At 45.7% G+C, this 25630-nt stretch carries 19 protein-coding genes; 8 read left to right on the top strand and 11 right to left on the bottom strand.

The genetic code is table 11. From position 1 onward, the window contains the following. Positions 1-18 precede the first annotated feature (18 nt). The 5 genes from trhA to AC3A8L_RS00195 form a co-directional block, all read right to left on the bottom strand. Positions 19-636 (bottom strand): PAQR family membrane homeostasis protein TrhA, encoded by a 618-nt coding sequence (gene trhA / locus AC3A8L_RS00175; protein WP_487960185.1) that lies wholly within the window; start codon positions 634-636, stop codon positions 19-21. A 202-nt stretch (positions 637-838) separates the two neighbouring features. Next, positions 839-1084 carry a YheV family putative zinc ribbon protein gene (locus AC3A8L_RS00180; protein WP_487960186.1) on the bottom strand — a complete coding sequence of 82 codons (246 nt, stop codon included), beginning with the start codon at positions 1082-1084 and terminating at the stop codon, positions 839-841. Between the two features lie 2 nt (positions 1085-1086). Beyond that, a complete protein-coding gene (prlC, locus tag AC3A8L_RS00185; RefSeq protein WP_487960187.1) occupies positions 1087-3126 on the bottom strand; it encodes an oligopeptidase A in 2040 nt (679 codons plus the stop codon). Between the two features lie 136 nt (positions 3127-3262). Continuing rightward, a complete protein-coding gene (locus AC3A8L_RS00190) occupies positions 3263-4231 on the bottom strand; it encodes a hypothetical protein (RefSeq protein ID WP_487960188.1) in 969 nt (322 codons plus the stop codon). A 59-nt stretch (positions 4232-4290) separates the two neighbouring features. Further along, positions 4291-5652: an NAD-dependent succinate-semialdehyde dehydrogenase gene (locus AC3A8L_RS00195; RefSeq protein WP_487960189.1), complete on the bottom strand. Its 1362-nt coding sequence runs from the start codon at positions 5650-5652 to the stop codon at positions 4291-4293. Positions 5653-5768: 116 nt separating this feature from the next. On the opposite strand from AC3A8L_RS00195, the gene AC3A8L_RS00200 reads away from it, so the two are divergent. The 4 genes from AC3A8L_RS00200 to AC3A8L_RS00215 all read left to right on the top strand — a co-directional run bounded on the left by AC3A8L_RS00200 (position 5769) and on the right by AC3A8L_RS00215 (position 9970). Continuing rightward, the gene (locus AC3A8L_RS00200; protein ID WP_487960190.1) at positions 5769-6338 is read left to right on the top strand and encodes a gamma carbonic anhydrase family protein; all 570 of its coding nucleotides are present in this window, start codon (positions 5769-5771) and stop codon (positions 6336-6338) included. Next, a complete protein-coding gene (locus AC3A8L_RS00205; protein WP_487960191.1) occupies positions 6335-7441 on the top strand; it encodes an S-(hydroxymethyl)glutathione dehydrogenase/class III alcohol dehydrogenase in 1107 nt (368 codons plus the stop codon). Before AC3A8L_RS00200 ends, AC3A8L_RS00205 begins: the two co-directional genes overlap by 4 nt. A 19-nt stretch (positions 7442-7460) precedes the next feature. Further along, positions 7461-8300 (top strand): S-formylglutathione hydrolase, encoded by an 840-nt coding sequence (fghA, locus tag AC3A8L_RS00210; RefSeq protein WP_487960192.1) that lies wholly within the window; start codon positions 7461-7463, stop codon positions 8298-8300. A 200-nt stretch (positions 8301-8500) separates the two neighbouring features. Continuing rightward, on the top strand, positions 8501-9970 hold the full coding sequence (locus tag AC3A8L_RS00215) for a CehA/McbA family metallohydrolase domain-containing protein (protein ID WP_487960193.1): 1470 nt from the start codon (positions 8501-8503) through the stop codon (positions 9968-9970). On the opposite strand, the gene AC3A8L_RS00220 is transcribed toward AC3A8L_RS00215, so the two are convergent. Beyond that, on the bottom strand, positions 9952-10665 hold the full coding sequence (locus tag AC3A8L_RS00220; protein ID WP_487960194.1) for a pseudouridine synthase: 714 nt from the start codon (positions 10663-10665) through the stop codon (positions 9952-9954). The two genes, AC3A8L_RS00215 and AC3A8L_RS00220, sit on opposite strands and share 19 nt — an antisense overlap. Positions 10666-10775: 110 nt before the next feature. Between AC3A8L_RS00220 and AC3A8L_RS00225 the strand changes: the two genes are divergently transcribed. Further along, complete coding sequence (locus AC3A8L_RS00225; protein WP_487960195.1) at positions 10776-11453, top strand: serine aminopeptidase domain-containing protein; 678 nt, start codon at positions 10776-10778, stop codon at positions 11451-11453. A gap of 77 nt (positions 11454-11530) precedes the next feature. Here AC3A8L_RS00225 and AC3A8L_RS00230 read toward each other — a convergent pair whose 3' ends face one another. The 3 genes from AC3A8L_RS00230 to AC3A8L_RS00240 form a co-directional block, all read right to left on the bottom strand. Beyond that, a complete protein-coding gene (locus AC3A8L_RS00230; protein ID WP_487960196.1) occupies positions 11531-15682 on the bottom strand; it encodes a two-component regulator propeller domain-containing protein in 4152 nt (1383 codons plus the stop codon). Between the two features lie 338 nt (positions 15683-16020). Next, positions 16021-16731 carry a heavy metal-binding domain-containing protein gene (locus AC3A8L_RS00235; RefSeq protein WP_487960197.1) on the bottom strand — a complete coding sequence of 237 codons (711 nt, stop codon included), beginning with the start codon at positions 16729-16731 and terminating at the stop codon, positions 16021-16023. A gap of 597 nt (positions 16732-17328) precedes the next feature. Further along, positions 17329-18213, bottom strand: a complete 885-nt coding sequence (locus AC3A8L_RS00240) for a CZB domain-containing protein (protein WP_487960198.1) — start codon at positions 18211-18213, stop codon at positions 17329-17331. 89 nt (positions 18214-18302) lie between these two features. On the opposite strand from AC3A8L_RS00240, the gene AC3A8L_RS00245 reads away from it, so the two are divergent. From AC3A8L_RS00245 to AC3A8L_RS00255, 3 genes are all read left to right on the top strand, one after another. Next, positions 18303-18527, top strand: coding sequence for a hypothetical protein (locus tag AC3A8L_RS00245; protein ID WP_487960199.1), 225 nt, complete (start codon positions 18303-18305; stop codon positions 18525-18527). Positions 18528-18610: 83 nt separating this feature from the next. After that, complete coding sequence (locus AC3A8L_RS00250; RefSeq protein ID WP_487960200.1) at positions 18611-21595, top strand: DUF1588 domain-containing protein; 2985 nt, start codon at positions 18611-18613, stop codon at positions 21593-21595. Positions 21596-21612: 17 nt separating this feature from the next. Then, complete coding sequence (locus tag AC3A8L_RS00255) at positions 21613-23046, top strand: DUF1552 domain-containing protein (RefSeq protein WP_487960201.1); 1434 nt, start codon at positions 21613-21615, stop codon at positions 23044-23046. Between the two features lie 243 nt (positions 23047-23289). Here AC3A8L_RS00255 and AC3A8L_RS00260 read toward each other — a convergent pair whose 3' ends face one another. Next, positions 23290-24834, bottom strand: coding sequence for a carbohydrate-binding protein (locus AC3A8L_RS00260; protein ID WP_487960202.1), 1545 nt, complete (start codon positions 24832-24834; stop codon positions 23290-23292). After that, positions 24824-25324: a hypothetical protein gene (locus AC3A8L_RS00265; protein WP_487960203.1), complete on the bottom strand. Its 501-nt coding sequence runs from the start codon at positions 25322-25324 to the stop codon at positions 24824-24826. The genes AC3A8L_RS00260 and AC3A8L_RS00265 overlap by 11 nt, the downstream gene beginning before the upstream one ends. Positions 25325-25630: the final 306 nt, after the last annotated feature.

Consider the following 25630-nt stretch of genomic DNA (forward strand, 5'->3'; position numbering starts at 1 on the left):
CTGTGACTGTCATTGTTGTTACAGCACATAATGCAAAACGGTAAAGTAGTGGGTAACGCTGCCGGCTAAAACAAAAAGATGCCAAACGCCGTGGAAGTGCTTCACCTTGTCATCGAGTACAAAAAATATCACCCCTACGGTATATAAAACACCGCCAATAAATAGCCACATCACTCCTGTCGGCGTGAGTATTATCCAGAGCGGTTTAAAGGCGACGACAATCATCCAGCCCATTACCAAATACAGTACCAGCTGTATGGTTCGCCCGCCCTTTGCCGGCATGGCATCCAATATGATGCCAATAATAGCCAGTAGCCACACGGCTGAAAATATTGTCCAGCCGAGCCAGCCGCTTAGGCTGACAAGGGTAAATGGTGTGTAAGTGCCGGCAATTAGCAAGTAAACGCCTTGGTAGTCGAGCATTCTGAGGAAGTCTTTTCCTTTACCTCGCCAGCTATGATAAAGCGTTGAGATAAAATACAAAAAAAACAGCGTAGCCCCATAAACGCTGAAGCTAACAACTTTCCAGGCATCCCCTTGTTCAACGGCTAAAACAACTAAAAAAATGAGCCCTACTAAGCTTGCAATGGCGCCGATTAAATGGGAAATGCTATTGAATCGTTCGCCATGGTGCATGGGCTAGTCCTTTTGATCGCGTCAATTTCTTTGGGTTTTATGATTGAGTCTTATGATGGAGTGCCTTCACGTTGATATTTTGTCTTTATTCAACGGGTTGGAAATGAGGTTCGCCCAACAGGCGAATAGATTGCAGGGAATATGGATTGACCACTACAACTCGGGCTGATTAGCTCGAGTTGTAGTAATAATAGAAGATTTTTTAATGTTTGGCATCATCTGGTGTAATTAGCTTCACAACTTGTGTTTCCGCTGTTTTTTGAACTTCGCTAACATTGACTCGAGTTTCTAATTCGCGATTTTGATTCTGAAAATGCATCTCATCGCTGAAATCACATTCCACGCATTCGCGGAAGTCTTTATCGTTTTTTCGATACATAACAATGCGGTCCATCGCTTTGCATTTAGGGCATACGGCGCCCGCAATAAAACGTTTTTTTACAGTCATGATTATGCGGCTATACCTGAATGGCGTAATAATGCATCTACAGACGGTTCGCGGCCGCGGAAATTTTTAAAGAGTACAGCTGCGCTTTGACTGCCGCCTTGCGATAAAATTTCGTTGAGAAAGCGTTGCCCTGTTGTGGGATCGAAAATCGAGGTTTCCTCAAACGCAGCAAAGGCATCGGCGGATAAAACTTCGGCCCATAAATAGCTGTAATAACCGGCAGAATAGCCGCCTGCAAAAATATGGCTAAAGGCATTTGGGAAACGGTTAAAGGCTGGCGCTTGAATAACGGCGACTTTTTTGCGAACCTCGTCGAGAGTGCCCTGGATACCAGCAAAACCATAGGTGCCATAAAGGCTGTGAATTTGCATATCAAATAACGAAAATTCTACTTGGCGCACAAGGAATAAACCAGATTGAAAATTCTTAGCAGCAATCATTTTTTCGATCAAAGCGTCGGGCAGTTCTTCGCCGGTATCTACATGGGCAGATAGTGTTTTTAAAACGCTAGGCTGCCAGCACCAGTTTTCTAAAAATTGGCTCGGCAATTCTACCGCATCCCATTCGACACCATTAATGCCACTGACGGCGGCAATATCCATGCGCGTCATCATATGGTGTAGGCCATGGCCAAATTCGTGGAATAGCGTGGTGACATCGTTGTGAGTTAGTAGCGCAGGTTTATCGCCTACTGGGCCGTTAAAATTACACACTAAAAACGCAACCGGTAGTTGTAGGCCACTTTCGGTTTGGCGACGCACGCGGCAATCGTCCATCCAGGCACCGCCGCGTTTACCTTCACGGGCAAACAAATCCAAGTAAAAGGCGGCTATTTTGTTGCCATCTTTGCTGATTTCAAAATAACGCGCATCACTGTGCCACAAGTCTTTATCGTGCACTTCTTGTACGTCAATACCGTAAAGCTTGTTCGCTACGCTAAACAGGCCACTCAATACTTTGGGCAGCGTGAAATATTGGCGTATCTCTTCTGAAGAAACACTGTATTTGGCTTGGCGCAGTTTTTCACTGTAGAAGGTAATGTCCCAATGCTGTAGCTCGTTTACATTGAATTCTTTAAGGACCCAAGCCTTTAGCTCGTCTAAATCTTGTTGTGCGGCAGGCTTGGCTTTACCGGCCATATCTTCAAGGAAGGTTACGACCTGCTCTGGTGATTGCGCCATCTTGGTCGCCAAGGAATATTCGGCGAAATGTTTAAAGCCTAATAGTTGGGCCAGTTCTTGGCGCAAGGTGAGGATACTCTCCATCAGTTCAGCGTTATCCCACTTGCCGGCGCTAGGGCCTTGGTCAGAAGCACGCGTATTGTAGGCTTCGTACATCGTGTGGCGCAGTTCGCGGTTATTTGCGTAGGTCATTACGGCCATGTATATCGGGCCGTCGAGTGTTAGTACATAACCGCTTTTTTCTTTTTGTGTGGCGGCATTTTTGGCGGCAGCTTGAATGGATTCTGGCAGGCCGCTCAAATCATCGGCGTTTTCTGTGTGGTAGTGCCAGCCTTGGGTGGCATCCAGCACGTTGTTACTGAACTTACTGGTTAGCTGTGATAGTTCAGCTTGAATGTCGCCATAACGTTTTTGTTTGTCTTCTGGCAGATCAATACCACTCAACTTAAAGTCGCGTAGGGCATGCTCGATGGTGGTTTGCTGAGCTTGATTTAGAGTGTTGAATTGCTGGCTATCTTTGAGGGTTTGATAGGCCTCGCACAACGCACGATTTTGCCCCAACGCAGTGTAATAAGGGCTAAGTAGCGCTAATGCCTGCTCGTGAGCTTCACGCAGCTCAGGTGTATTACAAACGAGATTCAAATGCCCAACAGGCGCCCAAGCTTGGCTGAGTTTATCGCCATCAGCTTCTATAGCGGCCACTAGATTTTCCCAGCTCGGTTCTCCTAAGTGAGTGAGTCTGTCTGCCAGTGCTTTTAGGTTATCTTCCGTTAGGGCTTTAACCGCTGGTACCACATGCTCGGGTTTAACCGCGCTGAAAGGGGGAAGTTCGTGGCGTTCAAGTAAGGGGTTCGCAGACATTGTTAAACCTTATTGTTGGAATGAGTAACGCAAATCAAGACGTTTTAATCAATATAGGGGCAAATTGAGGAGTTGCGAGGGGTACAGCGAAGATTCTTTTGAAATTCAAGCTAAGTGTGAACCCAGAACCTGGATTTCATTCTTTAGCGGGCGGCTTGGGCTTTGCGATAGCGTTAATGGTGCTAAAGCTAAAGCTAAAGCTAAAGCTAAAGGGGCTGGATGACGCTGTATTTACGCCGATTTTAACCGCTTTAATAACAGGGAAGCCATGGACTTGCAGGCGCGTAATATTGGACGCTTTTTTGAAGGGGGTATCTACGATGTATTGGTGGCTATCCCCATGAATGAGTAACACCGGCAATGCGCTGGCTTTAGCGCCCGCAATAATGTGGTTTGCTGTTTCTTTATAGTGCGGCAATACCTTGCCTCGCTCATTAAACATGTCGGCATGCAGGGCAATGATAATTGCTTTGACGGCATTTTTTTTCGCACTTTTAGTGTCTTCAAATAACGCATCTATCCATGCGATGTTGGCTAGATTACGTGCATGTGACTCCTTGGCATGGGCAGCGTTGTTGCTTGATCCTGTGACGTGCACCGTTGCAAACAACACGTCATCATGTTGCCATCGTGCATTCTCTACATAGGTTTTGTAATCTGGGTTTTCGCTTTGACGCTGTAATGCAATGGGTACTTTTCCTAAACTTTGGGGCGTCGAAAAAAAGGTTTTTCGGATAAATGCTAGGCGCTCTAGGGGGGAATATCCTCCCCAAAGTTTACGGTGGCAGTCAACCCACTCGTTGTCGCCTGGGGTGTAAATAAGGGCTTGCTCAAACCGGTTGAAATACTCTTTTTGCCGATGCATGTTGTCATTACTACAAGGGCCAGAACCCCATAAGTCGCCCACATGAATCGTAAATTGAGGGTGATAGTGGTTGATATTGCGGATGAGTTGCTCGTACGTTGGGTAGTCGTCAGGTGTGATATAGGCCGTATCGCCTAGGGCGACAAAACTGAAGGGCTCGGCGTTTAAGTGCCGTCCATTACTGAGCAAAAATACGACAGCGCCCACGGTACAGAGCACCCCTTTAATGCTGGAAATCATGATCTTCCTGTAGTGCTTTTGTTAGTGTGTAATAATTTTTAGGCTTGGTTTTTGGCCGGCTATTTAATCCATACTTGCTTAGTGTTCACAAATTCTCTAATCCCTTGCGGCCCAAGCTCGCGCCCTATGCCGGAGCTTTTGATGCCGCCACTGGGTAGGCGTGTATCGCTTTTTACTAACCCGTTGATCGCAACTTGCCCTGCGTTCAATCGTTGAGCAAACCGATTCGCGAGCTGCTCGTCTGCCGTCCATACCGAAGCGCCTAATCCGTAGTCCGTGTTGTTGGCTAGCGCCAATGCTTGCTCGGCACCTTTAAATACGCTGACACACATAGCAGGGCCAAAAGTTTCTTCGGTGAATACCGGCATATCCGTTGTTACGTCACTCAGTAATGTAGCAGGGTAAAAATAACCGGCTTCATCAGGAAGGTAGCCGCCCACTAGGCAGCTAGCGCCGGCTGTTATCGATGCTTGCACCTGGGCGTGTAACGTTTGGCGCAAGTCGTCGCGGGCTAGAGGGCCAATTTGGGTGTCGTGCTCTAGTGGATTGCCTACAACCAGTTGGGCCACACGTGTTTTTAGCTTCTGAATAAAGTCGGAGTAGATGCTTTCTTCGACCAAAATGCGTTTTGCGGCAATGCAAGATTGGCCTGAATTATTAAAGCGCGATTGCACCGCGACATTTGCGGCTTGCTCTAAGTCGGCATCGGCAAAAATAACGCAGGGGTCAGAACCGCCCAGTTCTAAAACTAATGGCTTAAGTACGCTACCGGCGGTTGCAGCCACCTTGCGCCCAGCGGCGCTAGAGCCCGTAAAAGAAACGGCGGCAATGCGAGTATCTTCTATAACACGGGCTACGCTTGGAGTATCGATGGCTAAATTAACCAAAATACCGTCGGGAATTTGCGCAGCAGTGAATACGTCGACGATAGCTTGCGCGGTTTGTGGTGTATTCGGATCGTGTTTCATTACGCAGGTATTGCCGGCCATTAACGCCGGTACACAATAGCGAAAAGCCAGCCATACCGGCATATTCCAAGGCAGTATGCCTAGTATTACCCCTAGCGGTTGATAGCAAACAAAGCTATGGGACGCGTCGGAGGGTAGTGTTTCTGGCTGTAAAAAACGGGCGGCGTGTTCGGCATAGTACTCAGCGCAGCCAGCGGCTTTCTCGACTTCTTTTTCACCCTGGGAGAGGGGTTTTCCCATTTCTAGCGCCATTAAACGCGCAAGCGCACTTTTTTGCAGGCGCAACTGTGTCGCTACTCGGCGTAAAACCGCGGCACGCTCATCGAAAGTCGTATGTTGCCAGGTGCTAAATGCGAGTTGTGCTTGCGCTAACGCTCGGTCTATTTCGTTAGGGCTTAAAGCAGGCTGCTGATACAACACTTCCCCTGTAGTTGGGTTTGTGGCTGTCAACATAAAAAACCTCGTGAATAATTATGTCTGTGTAAAAGTGGTTAATCGTATCATCGCACTGCGATATAGCGAACTCTGCCTGCACTCTTTGGTGTAACTCGTTATTATGCAATTCCTTGATGATTAATAAGCTGGAGCAAGCGATGGTTTCCCCCGTACGAGCCTTTAAAGGTATAACGCCAAAACTCGGAGCCGGTGTTTTTGTGGATAAAAGCGCGGTAGTGATCGGTGATGTAGAGCTAGGGGATGATGTGTCTGTATGGCCATGCGCGGTTATTCGTGGTGATATGCATCGCATTCGTATCGGTTCGCGTACCAGTGTGCAGGATAATGCAATTTTACATATTACCCATGCCAGTGATTTTAATGCTGATGGGTGGCCACTGATTATTGGCGATGATGTCACTATTGGGCACGGTGCTTGTTTACATGGTTGCACTATAGGCAGCCGTGTATTGGTCGGTATTGGCGCTACAGTATTGGACGGTGCGATTGTGCCCGATGAAGTTGTTATCGGCGCTGGTACTTTGGTGCCGCCGGGTAAAGTTCTAGAAAGCGGCTATTTATATATAGGGAGTCCATGTAAAAAAGCTCGGCCTTTAAAGGACAGTGAAAAAGCTTTTTTTAACTATTCCGCCAAAAACTATGTGTCTTTAAAAAATGAATACCTGAAAGAGGATGAGTCATGAAAACGCGTGCAGCGATTGCCTTTGGTGCAGGAAAACCCCTTCAAATAGCGGAAGTGGATTTAGAGGGGCCGAAGGCCGGTGAAGTATTAATTGAAATCAAAGCTACAGGTGTATGCCATACCGATGCTTTTACGTTATCAGGTGATGATCCCGAAGGCGCATTTCCGGCTATTCTCGGACACGAAGGCGCGGGTGTTGTGGTGGAGGTTGGTGCCGGCGTCACTTCCTTAAAGCCTGGCGACCATGTTATTCCTTTATACACACCGGAATGTCGCCAGTGTAAGTTTTGTTTACACCCTAAAACCAATTTATGCCAAGCCATTCGCAGCACGCAAGGGCGGGGTGTTATGCCCGATGGTAAATCGCGATTTTCGTTAGAAGGTAAGCCCATTTTGCATTACATGGGTTGCTCCACATTTTCAAATTACACCGTAATGCCTGAAATCGCAGTCGCCAAAATTCGAGAAGACGCGCCCTTTGATAAGGTGTGTTATATCGGTTGTGGTGTAACGACGGGGGTCGGTGCTGTCGCTTTTGATGCGAAAGTAGAGCCAGGTTCAAATGTTGTGGTATTTGGTTTAGGTGGCATTGGCCTAAATGTAATACAGGGTGCAAAAATGGTCGGCGCTAATAAAATTATTGGTGTAGATACCAACCCTAAAAAAGCGGCATTAGCCAAGCAGTTTGGCGCAACGCATTTTATCAACCCTAACGATGTTGAAAACACTGTGGATGCTATTGTGCAATTAACCGATGGCGGCGCCGATTACAGTTTTGAATGTATTGGCAACGTTAAGGTGATGCGCGATGCGCTGGAGTGTTGCCATAAGGGGTGGGGCGAATCTTATATTATTGGTGTTGCCGGTGCAGGCCAAGAAATTAGCACGCGGCCATTTCAATTAGTGACAGGTCGATCGTGGAAAGGTAGCGCCTTTGGCGGTGCGCGGGGCCGTACCGATGTACCGCGAATTGTGGATTGGTATATGGATGGGAAAATTAATATCGACGATTTAATTACTCACACCATGCCTTTGGATGATATTAATAAAGCGTTCGATTTAATGCACAGCGGCGAAAGTATTCGCTCGGTTGTACTCTATTAAACTTAAAGAGGGGCATGGCGTGGAATTAATTGACTCGCATAAAATGTTTGGTGGTCAGCAGTTGCGTTACCGCCACAACTCAAAGGTATTGAGTTGTGGTATGGCATTTTCAATTTATTTACCCCCCCAAGCCGAGCACGGATGCGTACCGGTATTGTATTGGTTGTCGGGTTTAACTTGCGACGATCAAAATTTTGTCACTAAAGCCGGTGCGCAAAAATATGCCGCTGAACAGGGTATAGCGATAGTTGCGCCGGATACTAGCCCGCGTGGTGATGGCGTGCCGGATGATGCCGAAGCTGCGTGGGATTTTGGTTTGGCAGCGGGCTTTTATGTCGATGCGACACAAAAGCCTTGGGTTGATCATTACCAAATGTATTCCTACATTAATGATGAACTCCCTGGATTAATGCGTTCAGAATTCCCAATGCTTTCCGAAATTTCCGCTATTAGTGGTCACTCTATGGGGGGGCATGGCGCATTAATATCGGCGTTAAAAAATCCCCTTCGTTTCGTTTCGGTCTCTGCGTTCTCGCCGATATGCGCACCCAGCCAATGCGCTTGGGGCGAAAAGGCATTTAGCGGTTATTTGGGGGATGATCGTCTGGCTTGGAATACTTATGACGCGACTTCGTTGATTTTGTCGTCAGTGCAGGCGGTGCCTATGCTTATTGATCAGGGCGCGGACGATACTTTCTTGGCGGCACAGCTTAAGCCTGAATTACTGCAAGCGGCGGCGAAGGAAAAGCATTATCCATTACAATATCGGCTACACGCGGGCTATGATCATTCTTACTATTTTATTGCGAGCTTTATACGTGAACATATTGAGTTTCATGCGCAATATTTAAAGGCCTAGGGGCATATTATTTCTTTGGCCTGTCGACGCTATAGCTTTCGATAAACCGCTTGAATAAGAAATGCCTCACAAATTAAAAAATGTGCAGCTCCGGGTAAGCCGTGAATTGAGTTAGACTCGGGCCAAATAAAATTATTCAAGGCCTTGCGCCTTTGCGGTAGTTAATGGTTATGACGCTGTTCTGTTTAAAAAAATATTCGATGACTGCTATTGCAATGGCGATGCTGGTTTCTTGCGGGGAGGATAACTATTCCCGAGATAAATCTCGTGCGCCACACTTTAGGGTAAGTGAAAATCAGCATGCCGCTCTTGTGTCGGAACCGCAGTCAGGTCGTTCTTGGTTGGCTGGTGATCATCATATTCATAGTCGCTATAGTTCTGACGGTAAATATTCGGTAGCGTTAAATGCCCAAATGGCACATGCACATGGGCTAGATTGGATGGTACTTACGGATCATGGGGGACCAGGTCACAGCCTTATTAACCGCGAGCAGGCCTATCCCGACCTAGTTGCATCCCGCAGCGCAATACCTGAGGTGTTGCAATTTTACGGTATGGAATTTGATACCCCTGCGGCACAACACAGCAGTTTAATTATCCCATACAGTTTGAATGAGGCAGAGCAACTGTTTCAACTTGAGCGTGATTTTAATCGTGAGGATGAGCCCGGTGGCAGTGCGGAGCGTAACACCGAAGGCAATATGCTAACTGCGCTGGTTGCTATGCAGGCCTATGACCCATCGCCACTATTAATCGCGAATCATCCGTCCCGAAGTGCTTACGACCTTGGGCACTATCCGGTTGTTTCGCCAGCTGAAATGCGTGCTTGGAATAATATTGCACCGAATGTTGTAATTGGTATGGAAGCTTCGCCAGGGCATCAAGCGGCTAGCTTGAATGCGGATGGCAGTCTAAAAGCTTTTGGCTCGCGCGGTGGTTACAGTAGCTTTCCGACGATGGGCGGCTATGACCAAATGACAGCTCAACTAGGCGGTTTTTGGGATAGCATGTTAGCGGAAGGGCGCAACTGGTGGATAACGGCGAATTCAGATAGCCATATACATTACACCGAAGGCGGTAGAGATTTTTGGCCGGGTGAATATACCAAAACCTATATTTATGCAGAAAAAAACTACACTAGTATTTTTGAGGGCTTAAGGGCCGGTAAGGCGTTTGTAGTTACTGGTGATTTAATCGATGATTTGAGTTTTACATTGGTGAATAAAAACCATCGGGAACTCCCTGTGCACGAAGCTATTTCTCCCGCTGCCACAATGGGCGAAACGCTAATACTTCAGCGTGGTAATACGCTAAAAATAACAATTCGAGTGCGTGATCCCGATACAAAAAATGCCCGAGGTAATAATCCAACTTTAGCGCGAGTAGATGTGATTCGAGGAAGCACTTTTACCGAAACCGTTGATCCTGAGATAACAATAAACCCTAGCGTTGAAGTCGTAGAGCGTTTTTATATGGATCAAATACCTCAGCGTCAAGGTTACGTTTCCTTGTCGCTAAACGTAGCGGATATACAGGCATCAGGCTATATTCGGCTGCGAGGCACCTCTATTCGAGATGAGCTTGAGCCACAACTCGATCCGTCGGGCGAAGACCCTTGGCAGGATTTATGGTTTTACAGTAATCCTATTTTCTATGAAGTGACCAACTGATGTGCGGTAAGTGGGGTGATGGTTTTATATTGCCCTTCCATAAGCGTTTCGTCTAATCGAAATTGCCCAATGCCAAAGCGATGTAGCGTTAGAACCTCTATTTGAAAATGCCCAAACATGCGTTTAATTTGGTGGTAACGCCCTTCGGTCAGTATCACTTCGGCTTTGAATGGCGAGATAATATTCAAGCCGGCGGGCTTTGTGGTGATGTCTTCATAAGGAAAATAAATACCGGTGTTAAATGCAACAACGACATCAGGCGTTATGGGTTTATCCAGTGTTACGGTATAAAATTTCGGTACCTTTTTATTTTCATCGTTTATGGCCTTTGACCAGCGGCCATCGTTGGTGAGTAAAATTAAGCCGGTAGAGTTAAAGTCTAACCGCCCCACAATATGTAAGCCTTGTTGGTCGTGTATGGGTAGTAAGTCGAGCACGGTGGTGTGTTTGGTATCTTTCGTTGCACTTACAATACCTTTGGGTTTGTGTAATGAGATATAGCGAGGTTGATTGCTCTGTAAGTTTATGCCGTTAAGCGTGACTGTTGTGAATTCGCCAATTGACTGCTGAATGCTCTGCGCCGGCTGCCCATCCACGAGTATTTTTTGCTGTGCAATCAGTAATCGAACACTGCTCATGGGAGTGTTAGTATGCTTGCGAATAAAGCGGTCTAGGCGATAGGTTTTGGTTTTCATGTGTTGATTATACCAGAGCTGTAGCCATCGCTGACCAAGTTGAATAACATTGATTTTTGATGAAACAGCGAGTTTTTAAAAAGCTGCGCGTTTTAAAAAGGAAGCGATTTGTGAGATTAGTGCTATTACCGGGTATGGACGGCACCGGTGAATTGTTTGATCCATTAGTGGCAGCATTACCGGAGCTGGATTGCGAAATTATACCGCTGCCAGATACCTGCGGCCAGGATTACGCATCAATTACTGAGTTTGTAAGGGCGCGGTTACCACAAGAAGATTTTGTTTTACTGGCCGAGTCATTTTCGGAGCCTATTGGCGCTGCACTAGCCGCCGAAGGCTTGGAACAAATGAAGGGAGTTATCTTTGTTGCGACATTTCTTTCTCCCCCATCGCGGGAGCTTTTATTTCTAGGGTCTCGTTGCCCCGGTGCTTTTTTAGCTAATCTCCCTTTTGCGAGCTATTTTCATCAGTATTTCCTTATTGGTCGTAATGCTCGTCGTGAATTAATTGATCAGCTGCAGTCTATTATTAGTGATTTGCCGCCAGCTATTATTAAGGCTCGAATAAATACAATGTCTAGGCTGGTTGCTACATCAGCGACTTGTGACTTACCCGCGCTCTATATTCAAGCGACCGCCGACAAGCTTGTGCAAGCACATAAAGTGAGTGATTTTAAATATAGGTTTAAGACATTCGTTGTGAAGAAAATTAATGGACCGCATTTTATACTGCAAGCAAAGCCTGATGCGTGCGCGGCTATTATTTTGGCGTATATAGCGGCCTTGTGATTTAAAATGGCCCTGTAATAAGAGCCATTCTATCGTGTAAAAGTATTTTTACTTTACTATGGCGTTAATTTCGGTAGCTATTCGGCTGTCGGTACCACGCTGATGGTGTCGGGTAATTCAATAATGAATTTCACCGGTGCAAATTCAACCTTACCGGTTTCTACGCCTTCTTGCTGCTCTCCTGTTAATTCTATGTAAACATCGCCGCCCAGTTTTCGAATAAAGGCTCTTACTGCGTCCATGCCTACGCCGCGCCCAGAAATATCGCTAACGGTTTCTTTTGTGGAGACACCGGATTCGAAAATCATATCGCAAATAGTGCGGGTATCTACTGCATCGCCAGCTTGCCAGCGTTCTTGTTTGACGCCAATACCGTAGAGCCGTTTTATGTTTAACCCTTTGCCGTCATCGTTAACCGTGAGATAGAATTTTTGATCTTTGCTCGTGCTAACAACTTGGATGGTTCCGGCGGCTGTTTTGCCTTTTTCTATACGCTCAGAAGCTATTTCTATACCGTGATCTAAACAGTTACGTAATAGGTGAGCAAACACATTATTGATGGTCTCTTGATGGTCGTTTTTAATGCGTATGCCATTACTGTTTATGTCGACGATGGGGGACTCTTTATCGAGCTGCTCCGCTATTGAGGGGAGCGAATCGATAACATCTTTGAGTGTGTCTTCAAGGCTAGAAGATACACCTTGCGCGAGTACCGTTCTCATATCATTTAATGATTGATGCTGAGTTTTTGAAGGGTTATCGATAATTACTTTATCTATGTTGTCGTTCATTCTTAGAATGGTTTCTTCGTCCATCCAGAAGCCACTGCTGCGATCGTTATCCTGTGATTGCCGGCCTAAAACGGTTGTGTAAATGTACTCGTATTCTGCCAATACCTTGCGAACAAGGGTAATGTCGTTGAGTAATTTTTCTTGCGCCCATTCGCTTTGGCCTTTATTTAATTCGCTGTAGAGCGTTTCTACCTCATGGACTACATCACTAAAGTGTGTGAAGCCATAGGTCCTGCAGTTCCCTTTGATGGTGTGCATATTTCTAAATAATTCAGAGACGACAGTGTCTTCTTTGGCATTATTATTTCGAATAAGGGTTTCGTTGTCGTTTAAAAAATCGGTTGTAGCGCTTAAAAATTTTAAATACTTGGGTGAAGGCAGGTTCAGTAGCTGGCTGATAATATCCAGCTCTCGTTTTTTACTGGCCGCTTCATTTTCCATTTGTTTAAGTAATGTGACGTCTCGAACAGAGACCATTAATTTCTGAACAATGTCATCAGTGTCTACAATGGCGTTCCAGTCGAGCGATAGGCATTTGGTATTATTTGCAATAGTTGCTTCGTAGTCAGTGATTAAAACGTGATTGTTGAAGGTGAAGTTCATTTCATCCTCACCAATAATTGCACCAATACCTTCTTTTGCTTGATTAAGCTCATTACTGCCGACTTGAGCGTTGCCAAAGAGTAGATCGTAGGCATTCTTCCCTGCGAGCTCATTTTTTTCAAAAATACTTTCTAAATGGGTAGAGTACTCGGGGTGAATTGAGCCGTCGGTTTCAATGGTGAATAGCCCTTGGCGCATATTGCTGAGCATGCACTGTATGTCGTCGTTTTTGGCGCTTAACTCGGTAGTTCGTTCTGCTACTCGAATTTCTAGTAATCTGTTTTGTTCTTCTACTTGTTGACGTTTTTTACGTTGCAGTTGAATGAAGCGCGCAAGGCTTCCAAGGATTAAAAGTGCATAAAGAGTCTTGGCCCACCATGTTAGCCAGGGCGGGGGAAGTTGAATAACTTGAAGGGATTTTCCCGTTTCATTCCAAATGCCGTCGTTATTACTGGCTTTAACTTTGAAGATATATTTTCCCGCGTTAAGGTTTGTGTAGAGTGCTTGTCGTTGTGTGCCGACTTCTCGCCAATGATCATCAAACCCTTCTAGTTTGTAAGCGTATTGATTTTTTTCTGAATCTCTAAAGTTTAGCGCTGAATAGTTAAACGAGATCATAGATTGCTTGTGATTTAAGGTAATGCTATCTGTTTTGTTGATCGCTTTTTGAAGCAAGCCATCTTCGGCATTAAGTTGAATCGATTTTGTGAATACTCTGAAGTCATTGAACGCGACTGGGGGTTTTGTTGTATTCTCTTTAAGCTTGTTAATGTTATAAATTCTAAGGCCGCTAGGGCCACCCATGATGATTTCATTTTTTGAGGTTAATAGTGAGCCCCCTGTGGAGATGCCCCCTATTTTTTCGCCATTGAAACGTCGGTAATTTTTAACGTCGCCGTTTTTAGGGTTGAACCGAATAATCCCGTTGTTTGTGCCAAGCCACAATGTATTGTTACCATCTATTTCAATGGTTCTAATGCCGTTGTCTGAAAAGCCATTTCTTTCATCGTTATACAGTATGAAATCTTCTGTTTCTTCGTTTAAGCTATGTAGGCCATTGTTAGTGCCAATCCATATGGTGCCATTCTTGTCCTCTGCAATTACATTAATGAAATCATTATTCAAGCTACCTTTTATGCTTGCGTCTGATTTGTACCGTTTGAACGTTCCCGTTTCTCGATCCATCAAATTTAAGCCGCCAACAGCGCCTACCCAAAATCGTTTTTGACTATCTTCAAAAATAGTCCAGAGTAAATTGTCTGACAGTGAGTTCGTTATTGTTGCGCTGTGGTTGAAATAATGAAATAACTTGGTTGTCTTGTCGTATTTTATTAAACCAGAGTTATGGCTTGCTATCCATATCTCATGATTACTGTCTTCGTATATATCCCAAATGCTCGTGTCTGTTAGTACTTTTTGTGTGTCGCCCTTGTAGCGTAGTGAGGTGTCTAGTGGGAGTTGATCAAATTTATCTTCGGCTTTGTTATAAATAAATATTCCGGAATCCCACGTGCCAAACCAAACGTCTCCATCACTATCTATCAAACCGCATAGCATTTTTTTTGAGCTAATGCGCGCCGGAGATGCGCTTGTGCCTAAGAAATTTTTAAATTCTCCTGTGGTGCGGTCAAAATAATTCGGGCCTGCCCCGTCTGTTGCTACCCAGAAGTTACCTTTTGCATCTTCTTTTATGTCGGTTACTAAGTTGTCTCCGAGGGATAAGGGGTTATTTGAATCGTGACGGTACACATTGATAGCCGAACTGGATCTATCGTGAAAATTGATGCCTGAAGGGTAGGTGCCGACCCAGAGATCTTTGTTTTTGTCTTCAAAAATACGCCGTGTAATATTGGATGACAGTGTTCCTTTTTCTGATTCATTATGTTTGAAGTGGCGAAATGAATCTGTTTCGTAATGGTAATAGTTTAGCCCGCCACGGTCTGTGCCTATCCATAGAATGCCTTCTGAATCCAAATAGACATCTTCATGAATATCGTCAGAAATGCTGCGTGGGTCTTTGGGGTCATTCAGGTAGCGAACGATTTCTTTGGTTTCGGGGTTTATGCGGTAGAGTCCTAAGGATGCGGCGGCCCAAATATGACCATTTTTATCGGCTTTAAGTGCTTGAATGGCATTTTCTTTGGTGGCGGACGGATCTTCGGTATAGGGGGCAATATGGTCAAAATGCATGGTTTCAGGATCTAGGTGGCTTACCCCGGCGCTCGCTCCAATCCATATTGTGCCGTCTTCTGCCATAAACATATCGTAGATAGCGTCGCTGATTGGGCCGTCACTATTACCTGTGGCTGTTATTTTTGTTACATTCATCGTGTTGGGATTAAAACGAATTAAACCGTGATAGGTGCCAGCCAGTAAGTCACCATTACTTAACTCAAGAATCCGATTAAAGTTACCTTGATTGAAATTAATATCCGCGCCGCTCTTTGCGAATAATCGAGTGAGCTCTTCACGCTCAGGATTGTATAAGTAAAGTCCCCAGCGAGTACCTACCCATAATTGGTCTTTTGAATCGATAAATAAGTCGGCAGTTTGAGATATATCTTGAGGGCTGCTGGCATCTTTTTCGTTTATTTCTATGCTAATCTTTTTGAATTCGTAGGCATCGTAACGCAGCAGGCCATTGCGCCCGCCAAACCACATAAAGCCGTCTTTATCTTGGACAAACGCTTCGACTTCACCCAGCCCTATATCTTGCTCGGCCAAGATATTTTGAAAAATCATCTTCTCGGGATATTGCGAAGCCATAGCGGCCTGCGGCAATAAAGAGGCTAGAAGGCAAGTTGTTAGGAGCTTGTAAATATAAGAACGTAACATTATTAACTCTTTTTAAATTAGTGCAGTTTATAAAGTAGTGCCGTTTATAAAGCAGTGAAGTGTTTGCTCGCCAAGTACCGATGGCGAAGCAAATACCGATAGATAATGAAAGAAGCCAATTTAAGAATAGCCGCTGTATAGGGACTTGCTAAATCGCTTTGAAATTTTTTTTTGGCGTGGATTTTTTATTACTAAATACGAAGCAGAATTGAGTTCTTATAAGTTTTTTGCTGGTAGGCGACGGGAAGTGACGGTACGAGGGAGAGGAGGTGGTTATTTTGGGTATAAAAAAAGCCTCTAGGTGAGGCTTTTACTCGAAGAGGGTGTTAGCGGAAGTATTAGGCTTCGCAGCCCTCAAGCTCGGCGACAATGGCGTTACCTGTTGCGCTAACGGTGATGTTGGCGCTTTCGTTACCAATCATCTTCATGCCGTTTTTCACGGCTACATCGGTCACCATGTTGGCGTCTTGTGCTTGAGCGGCTTGGCGAAGCTGTTCTAGTGCGTTTTGCTTACCTTGTTTAAGAGCTGCGAGCACTTTTTCGCTCTTTTTGCCGATAAATTTGCCCTCTTTGAATAGCTCCGGCGTCAGGGTAATGCTGAGTACACACTCGGCGCTAACTTCACCCATAACGGCAAGCACGGTTTGCTGTGCTTTGGGTTTAGTCGTGAGGACTATATTAGCGCTGTTAGCGGCCTCTGTTGGCGCGGGAGCCTCATCTGGGGCTTGCGCCTCAATAATCGCTTCGCTGACAGGAGCCTCTTCTGGGGTTGGGGCTTCAGCAGTCTCTTCGCTGATGGGGGCTGGGGCGGTATCCGCCGGGGTTTCTTCATGCTCTGTTACAAGGTATTCAGTCGCCGGATCTTTTGGCTTTGCCTCATATGTTTTTGTGACTGGAGCTTCTTGTACCGGTGCTTGTGGCACTCGTGCATTGGAGCGCTTGCCGCCTTCGTGCTCAAAAAAGCAATGAGGGCATATATGGTTGGCGCGGTACATGCCGCCATTCATGGATTTGTTACAGCTTTGGCAAGGTTTTGTTAAAGATTGCATATTTATTCACTATTGGTTTCTGCAAAAAGTGTGCAAATTTTAGGCTATATTTCAAGCCCGCTCAAGAATTGGTCTCACAATTTTGTAAATTATAGTATTTAATTATTATTATATAGCTAAACAGTCTATCGCGGAGTGTTTTTTATCTCCTGAAGTTGTGAATTATTGGTGTTTGATCGGTGTATCGCATTGTGGAAGTTCACCGGTAATAGTGGCTTTTCTAGTGAATGCATCCGCATATACCTCATGCCGTGCTACAGCGCTATTGTTCGGGCGTATTGGCATTGAATAGAACGTGATACTGGATGCATTGGGTTGCGTAGATTTTGTGAGATTTAGATCACTTTTTATGATGAATACCACTTGCGACTGAAAATTTTATACGGATTACTTTTTACCCATAATGTTGTGGGATTTTACTCACGCTAAAATAACAAATCTTTATTTTTAGGCATTTAACACCGGGCTTACGTTTATTTTTTTAGTTGTGCGTTAAATACTGAGTAGTAGCCATTCGACTAACGGGCTTAGAACATTCGTGAATAATTATTCGTTAAGTAAAATAATTAATTACGGATAAATGTTGTGTAGAAAAAACTAGGCTGATATGTGGTTGTCAGCGTTTGCGCTAGATTGTTCATGTTGGTTCCATTTCGCCTCAATTACTGCGCGCGTTTTTGTGGGGTTAAGCCTCAAAAAAAGTTTATTGTCCGGAGTTTGAAAAAAACCATCGCAGCAGTGTAATTGTGACGGGTGCTGTGGAATATCGGGCAGCCAATTATCTTCAGTAAACGATTGAATATCTTCAATATGGTCGAGCTCAATGGCGTAATGGGTTTTGTCTAAAGCAATAATAATAACGACGGGCTTCAAAATATCTTCTAGGCGAGAAGCGGCTAGTCCAAAAATTTCTAAGAGTTCATTGAGGGTCGATCTTTCTTCGTCTTCTAACACGCCTAGCGCTGCTTGAGCGCCTTCTGGTGTTTTTGCCATATTCAGTAATTTTTCGGCTAGTGCGTGAATGCGTTTATGTGGGGCATCAAACCGAGCCAGAATGTCTGCAAGTTCATCATCATCGGGTGTGTAGTTGTCGTACCACTGGCCAAAAGCGCATTGGTGCGGGTCGGTGGCTTTCTTGAAGGGTTCCCCAGTTTGCAGGCTATTTTTTAAAGCTTTAATCCAGTTGATGTGGTCTTGCTTGCGTTGATCTAGCAACGTAATGAGCTCTTCAACACTTTTTGCTTGTGAGTGCGCGCCAATAACGTCACCGAAATGGTAGAGCGCAACAGCTTCGCCATTGAAGTCGAAGAGCGTGTGGCTATTTTTTTGCTCGTCTGGCGTTTCGCGTTTTTTAAGCGTATTGGCGGCGGTAATGTAGCGCACGCAATCGACTTGAAGAGCAAAACGCGCATTGCCTAGCCGAAAGGTAATGTAAGAGCCGCTGTGGGAGTTTGGTTGTTCTGCGTGCACTTGAGCGCTCATGCGAGTGGTTCCCCAATCGTTGTCTACTAATCACTCGAGTGTAGTTCAAGTTCAGGGAAGTATTTGAGCCTTGGAGCTGGTTTTACTCGGTGCAGTCATTACTGGATTTTGTACCTGCTCTAACGGCGCCTCATAGTCTTCAGGACCTACAGGGAGACGGCGTAAAAGAAATTCCTCTAGTTCATTTGGTGTTATTTTTACCATATGAGATATTTCACGAGATGTATCACAGTTTTGATGAGACTTTGAATGCGGGTGTAATTGCCATGCTACATTGGACCGTAATGCACCCATTAACGGTTATTGGGTGTTAAAAATGTATAAAAATAGCGCCGGCTTATTCCAGAGTTGTTACTGTAAAAATCACGGTTAGGCGCAAACATATCAAGGTGGCCCCATGTTTAATCGTGTGCTTGCAGGTGCAATGGCACTTGCGTTGGTAGGTTGTACTGGCACCAGTACAACGGAATCTTCCAGCTCTGATCCAACCCCGAGTTCCACGGCGGCATCCAGTGTGATGTCCGTGTCCAGCGTTACCGCGAGTTCGGTGATTAGCCTGCCTAGTTCAAGCGCGCCGGCGTCTTCTAGTCAGCCTTTATCGTCTACTTCGGGGGCAGCATCTTCCGTTACTAATACCGCCGGAGACTTTGCTTTAGGCGAAGAGATTTACCTTGCGCAGTGCCAAATGTGTCACGACTCAAACGGCAAAGGTTTTGGTCAAGATCTTACACTGCTAAGTAATACGGAATATCCGAGCTTTGAAGCGCTGGTAACCTACAACAATAATGAGATGCCGTTGAATAAAGGCTTTGAGTGCGAAGGCGATTGTGCGCTCAATGTTACGCGCTACATTGTTGATTACTATAACGGCATTGATTGGAGTGCCGCTGGCAGTTCATCTAGCGCGGCGCCTGTTATTCCTTCGGTCGATGTACCTGCTCTTATTCAGTCAGAAGACTTTGTCGCTTTTGAGGATACAACCCCGGGCAACAAAGGGAATTGCGGTGATGTGAATCAGCCGGTTGATTTCCAACCTAAAGCCGCAGGTGGTGGTACTTGTGATGTGAATTGGACCGAGGCCGGCGAATGGCTAGAGTACAAAATTAGCGTACCTGAAGACAAAATATACAATATTGGTGTAAGCCTAGCGGCGATCAATGTGAATAAAACCGTTACCGTTCGTGTTAACGGCGCTGCAGTGGGTAGTGTTGCAGCGCCAACCAATGGTTGGACGGCCTTTGGTACGGTAATAATCAACAATGTTGCGCTGGATGCTGGCGAACATGTTGTGCGTGTAACCATGGATACCGGTGGTGCTAATTTTGATTTTATTGAATTTAAAGTCAGCGCTAATCAAAGTGGTGTTGTGGGCGATGCCGCTCGCGGTAAACCTTTATACATGTCGAAAGAGCAAGGCTGTGCTGGTTGCCATGGTGAAAACGGCGAAGGCTTGGGTATTCAAAAGATATATTCCGATCGCAACGAGTTTGTTACGGATGGGCAGGTGTTAAACCTTGCGGATTATTTACGCCAAACAATGCCACGCGCTAACCCAGGCTTATGTGGTGCGCAATGCTCGGCCGATATAGCCGCTTACATTCGCGGGCAAAACTGGAACGAAGGCGTAGAGGAGGAAAAGCCAATTGCTTGTGAAGCGGGTGGTACGGCGCAGGATCACTTAAATTCGCCGCTGCGCATGCTGACTAAACATCAACTGTCTCATTTATTGGTTGATACCTTTCCTTCACTAAATATTGACCCTGCCAATATTGCTAAAGATTTAGCCGACGATACTGTGCTCGCGGGTTTTGCGACTAACTACGGTAAAGGCGCTAACTTTTTTCAAATATCTGCATTGGATAACTGGGGGAAAGCAATAGGCACCCGCGCAGCGAATAATTACGCGAATTTAATGGGCTGTAATATAACGAATGCCGGTTGTGTTGAAAATTACCTCAAACAATATGGCCGTTTATTGTTCCGTCGTACGTTAAGTACTGCCGAGGTAACCACCTTTAAAGCTATCGCAACAGCGGCCGGTGGTGGTAAGCCTGCAGTAGAGGCAGTAACCCTCGCGTTAATTTTGGCGCCGCAAACCAGCTATGAAATGTACGCACAAACGGCTAGCCGCACACCGCTAACCGGTGCCGAAATTGCCTCGAAGTTAGCTTTTTTGATTTGGGATCGCGCCCCTGATAGTGACCTTATCGCCGCCGGAGAAGCGGGCGAGCTAAATACCAGCGCTAAGGTGAAAGCCAAAGCGGCGCAAATGTTAGACGATGCTCGAGCAATTGAGGGTATTGGTTTCTTCTACGATAACTGGCTGTCTTTAAATGCTTTGCAAGAGACAGCGGCTGTTATTCAAGGTGTTACAAAAGAAGATTTAGCCGGCGAATGCGCAAGTACGCAGCAGTGCCAGGGCCTTTACAGCGGTGCGACCGATTGTAAGCTGAGCGAGGGCGCGGTGTGTTACTGCGGTACAGATATTTGCGGAGTTAAAGCTGGCGGCGATGGTAATCAAGGTGTTGCGAGCGTACGTGCTGCCCGTGATGAAGTGGCCCGCGTGAGTGCTTATTTAACGCTAGAGCAAGATGCAAAATTAGGCGATCTATTTACGACCCGTACAGCGGTTGTTGATGGTGCGCTGGCAGCGATGTATGGCGTAAGCACTAATGGTGCGCCGCAGTATGCCGGTGGTGCAGTTGTGCAGCTTAACGCGCAGCGGCGCTCAGGTTTATTAACGCGTTCTGCCTTTATGCGCTTGGGGGCTCACGAATTAGATTCGGGCATTAGTGCGCGAGGTAATAATGTGCGTACAAATGTGTTGTGTGATCCCATCCCTGAGCCATCTGCAGATATTTTGGCGCAGTTTCCTAAGCTGCCACCCGATTACGATTTAACCTTCCGCCAAAAGCTTGAGCAAGTGCATTTAAAAGCCGGCGGTGCTTGTCAGGGTTGCCATGAATTAATGGACCCAATTGGTTTTATGTTTGAAAATTATGACGGCCTTGGCCGCTACCGTACCGAGTACACCCTAGTGGATAACGATCCTGCACAAGGCCAAGCACCTGGGCCCACGTTTACCGTTGATGTGGATTCAACCGGCGAAATTTTTGAGCGCATTAAACCTTTCGATTTACCTAAAAACTTTGACAGCGCAATTGATTTTAGCGAGGCATTAGCGACCAGTGAAACGGCTGCTGCGTGTTATACCGAAAAATGGTTTGTGCGTGCTAATGGTCGCTTTATTACTCAGGAAGACATCTGTAGTTCGGACGCCATGTTTACGCGCTTCAAGAATAACAACTACTCTTTAAAAGAAATGATTTACGCAATAGTGACAAGCTCTAGCTTCCGCTTCCGTAACGCTGACGCACAATAAAACGTGGAGTAATAATAATGAGTCAAGATAAATATACACGCCGCGCTTTAATGTCTCGAGTGGGTGGCGCCGTTGCAGTGAGTGCATTAGCCCCGTTTGTGCCATTGTTAAATGCTGATGCACAAGCCGCTACGGGCGATATTATTCGCTATGTGCCGTGGTATACGCCGGTATTCCCGAGTAGCGATATCGTTAAAAATTGGATGCCGAATAGTCAGGGCGATAACTTACGATTTAGAGGGTCATTTACCGGCTTAAATGCCATGTCCGATAAAATGTCACTTTTAAGGGGCTTAGGTAATAAAGCCGGTTACGTGACTGGGCGCGATGGCTACAAAATGGCGGGCGGGCATAAACCTTCGGGGTTAACGATGCTAACCGGACGCGAGCTAAATACAGGGCGCACCGGGACTAAGCTTGAAGGCGGGTTTTCGCTCGGTAACCATTCATCACTTGAGGTGTGGATGGGCGATAAAATGATCGAAAATAACGATGGCGTTAAGCGACCTTATTTTTTAACCGGTTATAAAAACGGCTCGGGGTTTAATAATGACGAAGTATGGAAGTCTTGCTCGTTCCGAAATGGAACCTTCTTGCAGCGCCACCAATCACCTAAATCGCTTTACGATGAAATGGTGCGCTTCGCCCTTACAGAGGGCGGTGGTTCTACAACTCCAGCTAATGATGGCCAGCGCAGCGCCTATGCCGCAGTAGCCGAAGAACTAAAGCGTATTCGTCGCCAGTTAGGTAGTGAAGATTCTGCACGTTTAGATCAGCATCTAGAGGAAATTAATAACCTTGAACAATCATTAGCCGAGCAACCTGCGACAGGGGGTATGAGCTGTGATTTACCCGGAAGCTTCGATAACCCGATGAATCAGCATGATAAATATATGAGTGAATATATTAAGCTGATTCGTATTGCCTTCACCTGCAATATTACCCGTGTTATTGGGCATATGGATTTTGGCCATTTATTTACCAGCGGCTTAAACTTTTTACCGGATGGTAATGGTAATTACCATGGTGCAACGCACGATGGTGGTACCGCCAATAACCGTTTTATTGAGTCGGTAGCTAAATACCGTGCTGATACTTACGTGAAGTTGTTACAAGAATTAGAAAGCGTGAAAGAGCCCAGCGGTAAAACCTTACTCGATAACTCGATTGTGCATTGGTATTCCGAGGTATCGCGTAACCATGATTGGCACGATCAATTCAATGTCATTGGCGGTGGGGGTGGTCATTTTAAAATGGGTTTGTGCCAGGTATTAGGAGCACCCAATCACGATCCGTCCAGTACTAATTCTGCCAATAAAAATACCAGTATTAGTGATTACACACAAAACCGGTTATTGGTCTCTATTGCCAATGCCATGGGCTTTAATATCAACGAATTCGGCAACCCCGACTACAACAACGGCGCCTTGCCGACCAGTGTGCTGACATAGCTTTACCGGTTTACCCTTCATCTAATTACTTCCTTAACACGAAGTAATTAGTTGTCCCTTGATGCGGCCCTAGTGGCCGCTTTTTTGTGTTTGAAAAATCTTGGGTTAGATTTTAAAGTGCATGTACTTTTTTTGTTTCACTCAATTTATTCGCGTCCATGCGGGGCGTAATAGGGTTTCTCTTCCACGATGTTTTAGTCGGTACTTGAATAAACCAAGCACCGACTAAAAATAACAACCGTATTATTGTGCGGGAGAAATTCTAAACCAGTTCAAGTTCCAGCCACCGTCAGAAATTGAGAGGCCGATATTTTGCACGCCCGCTTCAAGCGTGATGGTGTGATAAATTGTCGTCCAGTTCTGCCAGCCGCCAGTATCAGGTACTTGGATGCTACCAAAAACAGGGAAACCACCGGCTTGTTCGATTTGCAGTGAGCCACCGCCAGCATTACTTGCAACGCGGTATTCGACCACATAGTCGCCACTGGTTGGGATATTGACTGGGCCATAAGACAACCAGTCGCCAGCATCAAACCATCCTACATTTAAGCCTCCGCCAACATCGGATGTTCCTTCAGTTTGTACACCTTGTTCGGCGTTAAAGTTTTCGGCTTGTATTAAAATGGGTTCTGCACAGTCGCTTATGCAAGCGTTCAAGAATGTTTCCATAATGTTTTCTCGCTCGGGCAAGAAGACGTTTTTAATGGAGTCTTTGACCAAAAACTTTTCGGCGGGACGAATTTCGATCCAGTTGAGGTTCCAGCCATCAGTAGTGGCGCGCAACGTAAAAGTCTCGGCGCCGTTTGGGATTTTGACGATACGAGTCACTGTCGTCCACTCTTGCCAGCCGCCCGTTGCTGGGACAAAAAAACTACCAGAGAACTGCTGGCCAGGAATTTCGATTCTTGCGGAGGCTGTATTTTCACCTGCAATACGAAAGCTTACCTTGTATAAATTATCGATGCTTGGTGGGAGATTAATGGCGTAAGTCAAAGAATCTCCGTCATTGATCCAGCCGACGTTTAAGCCACCACCAATGTCCGAGGTGTTTTCCGTTTGCACGCCTTCCATTGCAAGCCAGTTTTCCGCTTCCATCTTGAAAACAGTTGCATCGTTAGCGGCATCGGTCGCAGTACTTAAAAACTCCACACCTTGGAAGAAGGTTTTAAAGCCAGATAACTCGCCACCTAAATTCTCATCAATGTTGTGACAACCTGCACAGCTTAGCGCTTGTACACGCGCCATCACTTGGCTTGGGGTTAAACTAGAATTTGCATTTGCCAAAGCGATATCGATGTCAGCTGAAAAGTCTGAGTTACTATCGAAGGTGCGCGTTACTCCTGCAGAGGGGGCGTTGCCAGCGGCGTCGCTCATTGCTAGGACTTCGTTAGGTAGAGCGATAGATAAGGTGCTCATGCTATTGGCCAGTAATTTCTCGCCATTTGTGCTCAAACTCTGGAGTACTGAAGACTGGAATAGCTCTGCTAGTGCGTCATCAATATTATCGTCATTGGCGTTTGTGTCTATGGCAAGTGCGTCAATAACATTGTCCTTAGTGGTGGTAGCTAATATTTTTATGGTGTTATTAGAGTCAACTTCTGCACGTACTTCGCGGAAGCCCCAGGAGCGTCCAGTACCACCATTCACATTAAAGCGAATTTGACCGGAAGCTTGGTTTCCGCCAGCGAAGTTTTCAGCTTTTAGGATAGGGTCGAAGTTAGGCAGTCCGTTAAAGTAAAAATCTTTTAGCGCTGCAGCACGGGCAAGCTTGTTATCTTCAAAGCTCAAATTGGCCCAATAATCGGCAACAGGGCAACAGGGCAACAGGGCGGCAGTCTTCAAGATTGAAGTTGTTATTAGGGCTTTGTAAACGAGATTCAAAAATCATGAATACTTCGTCGCCAGTGCCTAAATCTGCGCGGTAAGCGATGCGGTATTCGCCGCAGTGACCACTTTCTTCATTGGCCAAATCAAAGCGGTTGGTGATTGCAATGGGAACATAGTCGCTTAGTGGTAAGTCAGTTTGAGACGTGGCTCGGCCTGGGTCTAAGCGCGCGTCAACCATGGCGTTAATTAGGTCGATAGGTTGCTGGCTGGTATCACCAGCTTGGTCTAGCAGTTGCTGTAATAGCTCATGCATTGGGAACTGGTTTAGAATCACTTTATCGGTAATGAAAAGTGAACGTTCTGGGTCGATTTCGACGGCATTGGCTGAGGCAGCTGAGATCATTCCTGCAGCAATAAAGCTGGCTGGAAATAATTTACGGTAGTTCAACATTATGAAGGCTCCAAAGGTTAAGTGACTCAAGGGCTGGCGTATATCCAACTATTTAAGCGGGAAGAGAGGGGTATACCTCTACCTGTTTAATAAGCATTCGCATGGTATCTATGAGTTCAACTAACGATAACTCCCAAGTTACGTTTAACGCCTATTGAGAATAAAACGCCGTAATTTAGGAATAAAAACCGCATTTAGGATAAAAATAATAATGCCGTCTTTTTACTGGGTGTTTTTTTTGTGCGTAGAACGGAGAAACTCCCAACTTTTTTGCTTGAGCGGGAAGTTGGGAGTTAAGTTGCATAG

This window comes from Marinagarivorans sp. (assembly GCF_982758155.1).

Bases quoted from the DNA above. Each gene is read 5' to 3' on its own strand.
- trhA (WP_487960185.1), bottom strand. From the start codon at position 636: ATGCACCATGGCGAACGATTCAATAGCATTTCCCATTTAATCGGCGCC.
- AC3A8L_RS00180 (WP_487960186.1), bottom strand. From the start codon at position 1,084: ATGACTGTAAAAAAACGTTTTATTGCGGGCGCCGTATGCCCTAAATGC.
- prlC (WP_487960187.1), bottom strand. From the start codon at position 3,126: ATGTCTGCGAACCCCTTACTTGAACGCCACGAACTTCCCCCTTTCAGC.
- AC3A8L_RS00190 (WP_487960188.1), bottom strand. From the start codon at position 4,231: ATGATTTCCAGCATTAAAGGGGTGCTCTGTACCGTGGGCGCTGTCGTA.
- AC3A8L_RS00195 (WP_487960189.1), bottom strand. From the start codon at position 5,652: ATGTTGACAGCCACAAACCCAACTACAGGGGAAGTGTTGTATCAGCAG.
- AC3A8L_RS00200 (WP_487960190.1), top strand. From the start codon at position 5,769: ATGATTAATAAGCTGGAGCAAGCGATGGTTTCCCCCGTACGAGCCTTT.
- AC3A8L_RS00205 (WP_487960191.1), top strand. From the start codon at position 6,335: ATGAAAACGCGTGCAGCGATTGCCTTTGGTGCAGGAAAACCCCTTCAA.
- AC3A8L_RS00215 (WP_487960193.1), top strand. From the start codon at position 8,501: ATGACTGCTATTGCAATGGCGATGCTGGTTTCTTGCGGGGAGGATAAC.
- AC3A8L_RS00220 (WP_487960194.1), bottom strand. From the start codon at position 10,665: ATGAAAACCAAAACCTATCGCCTAGACCGCTTTATTCGCAAGCATACT.
- AC3A8L_RS00230 (WP_487960196.1), bottom strand. From the start codon at position 15,682: ATGTTACGTTCTTATATTTACAAGCTCCTAACAACTTGCCTTCTAGCC.
- AC3A8L_RS00235 (WP_487960197.1), bottom strand. From the start codon at position 16,731: ATGCAATCTTTAACAAAACCTTGCCAAAGCTGTAACAAATCCATGAAT.
- AC3A8L_RS00240 (WP_487960198.1), bottom strand. From the start codon at position 18,213: ATGAGCGCTCAAGTGCACGCAGAACAACCAAACTCCCACAGCGGCTCT.
- AC3A8L_RS00250 (WP_487960200.1), top strand. From the start codon at position 18,611: ATGTTTAATCGTGTGCTTGCAGGTGCAATGGCACTTGCGTTGGTAGGT.
- AC3A8L_RS00255 (WP_487960201.1), top strand. From the start codon at position 21,613: ATGAGTCAAGATAAATATACACGCCGCGCTTTAATGTCTCGAGTGGGT.
- AC3A8L_RS00265 (WP_487960203.1), bottom strand. From the start codon at position 25,324: ATGTTGAACTACCGTAAATTATTTCCAGCCAGCTTTATTGCTGCAGGA.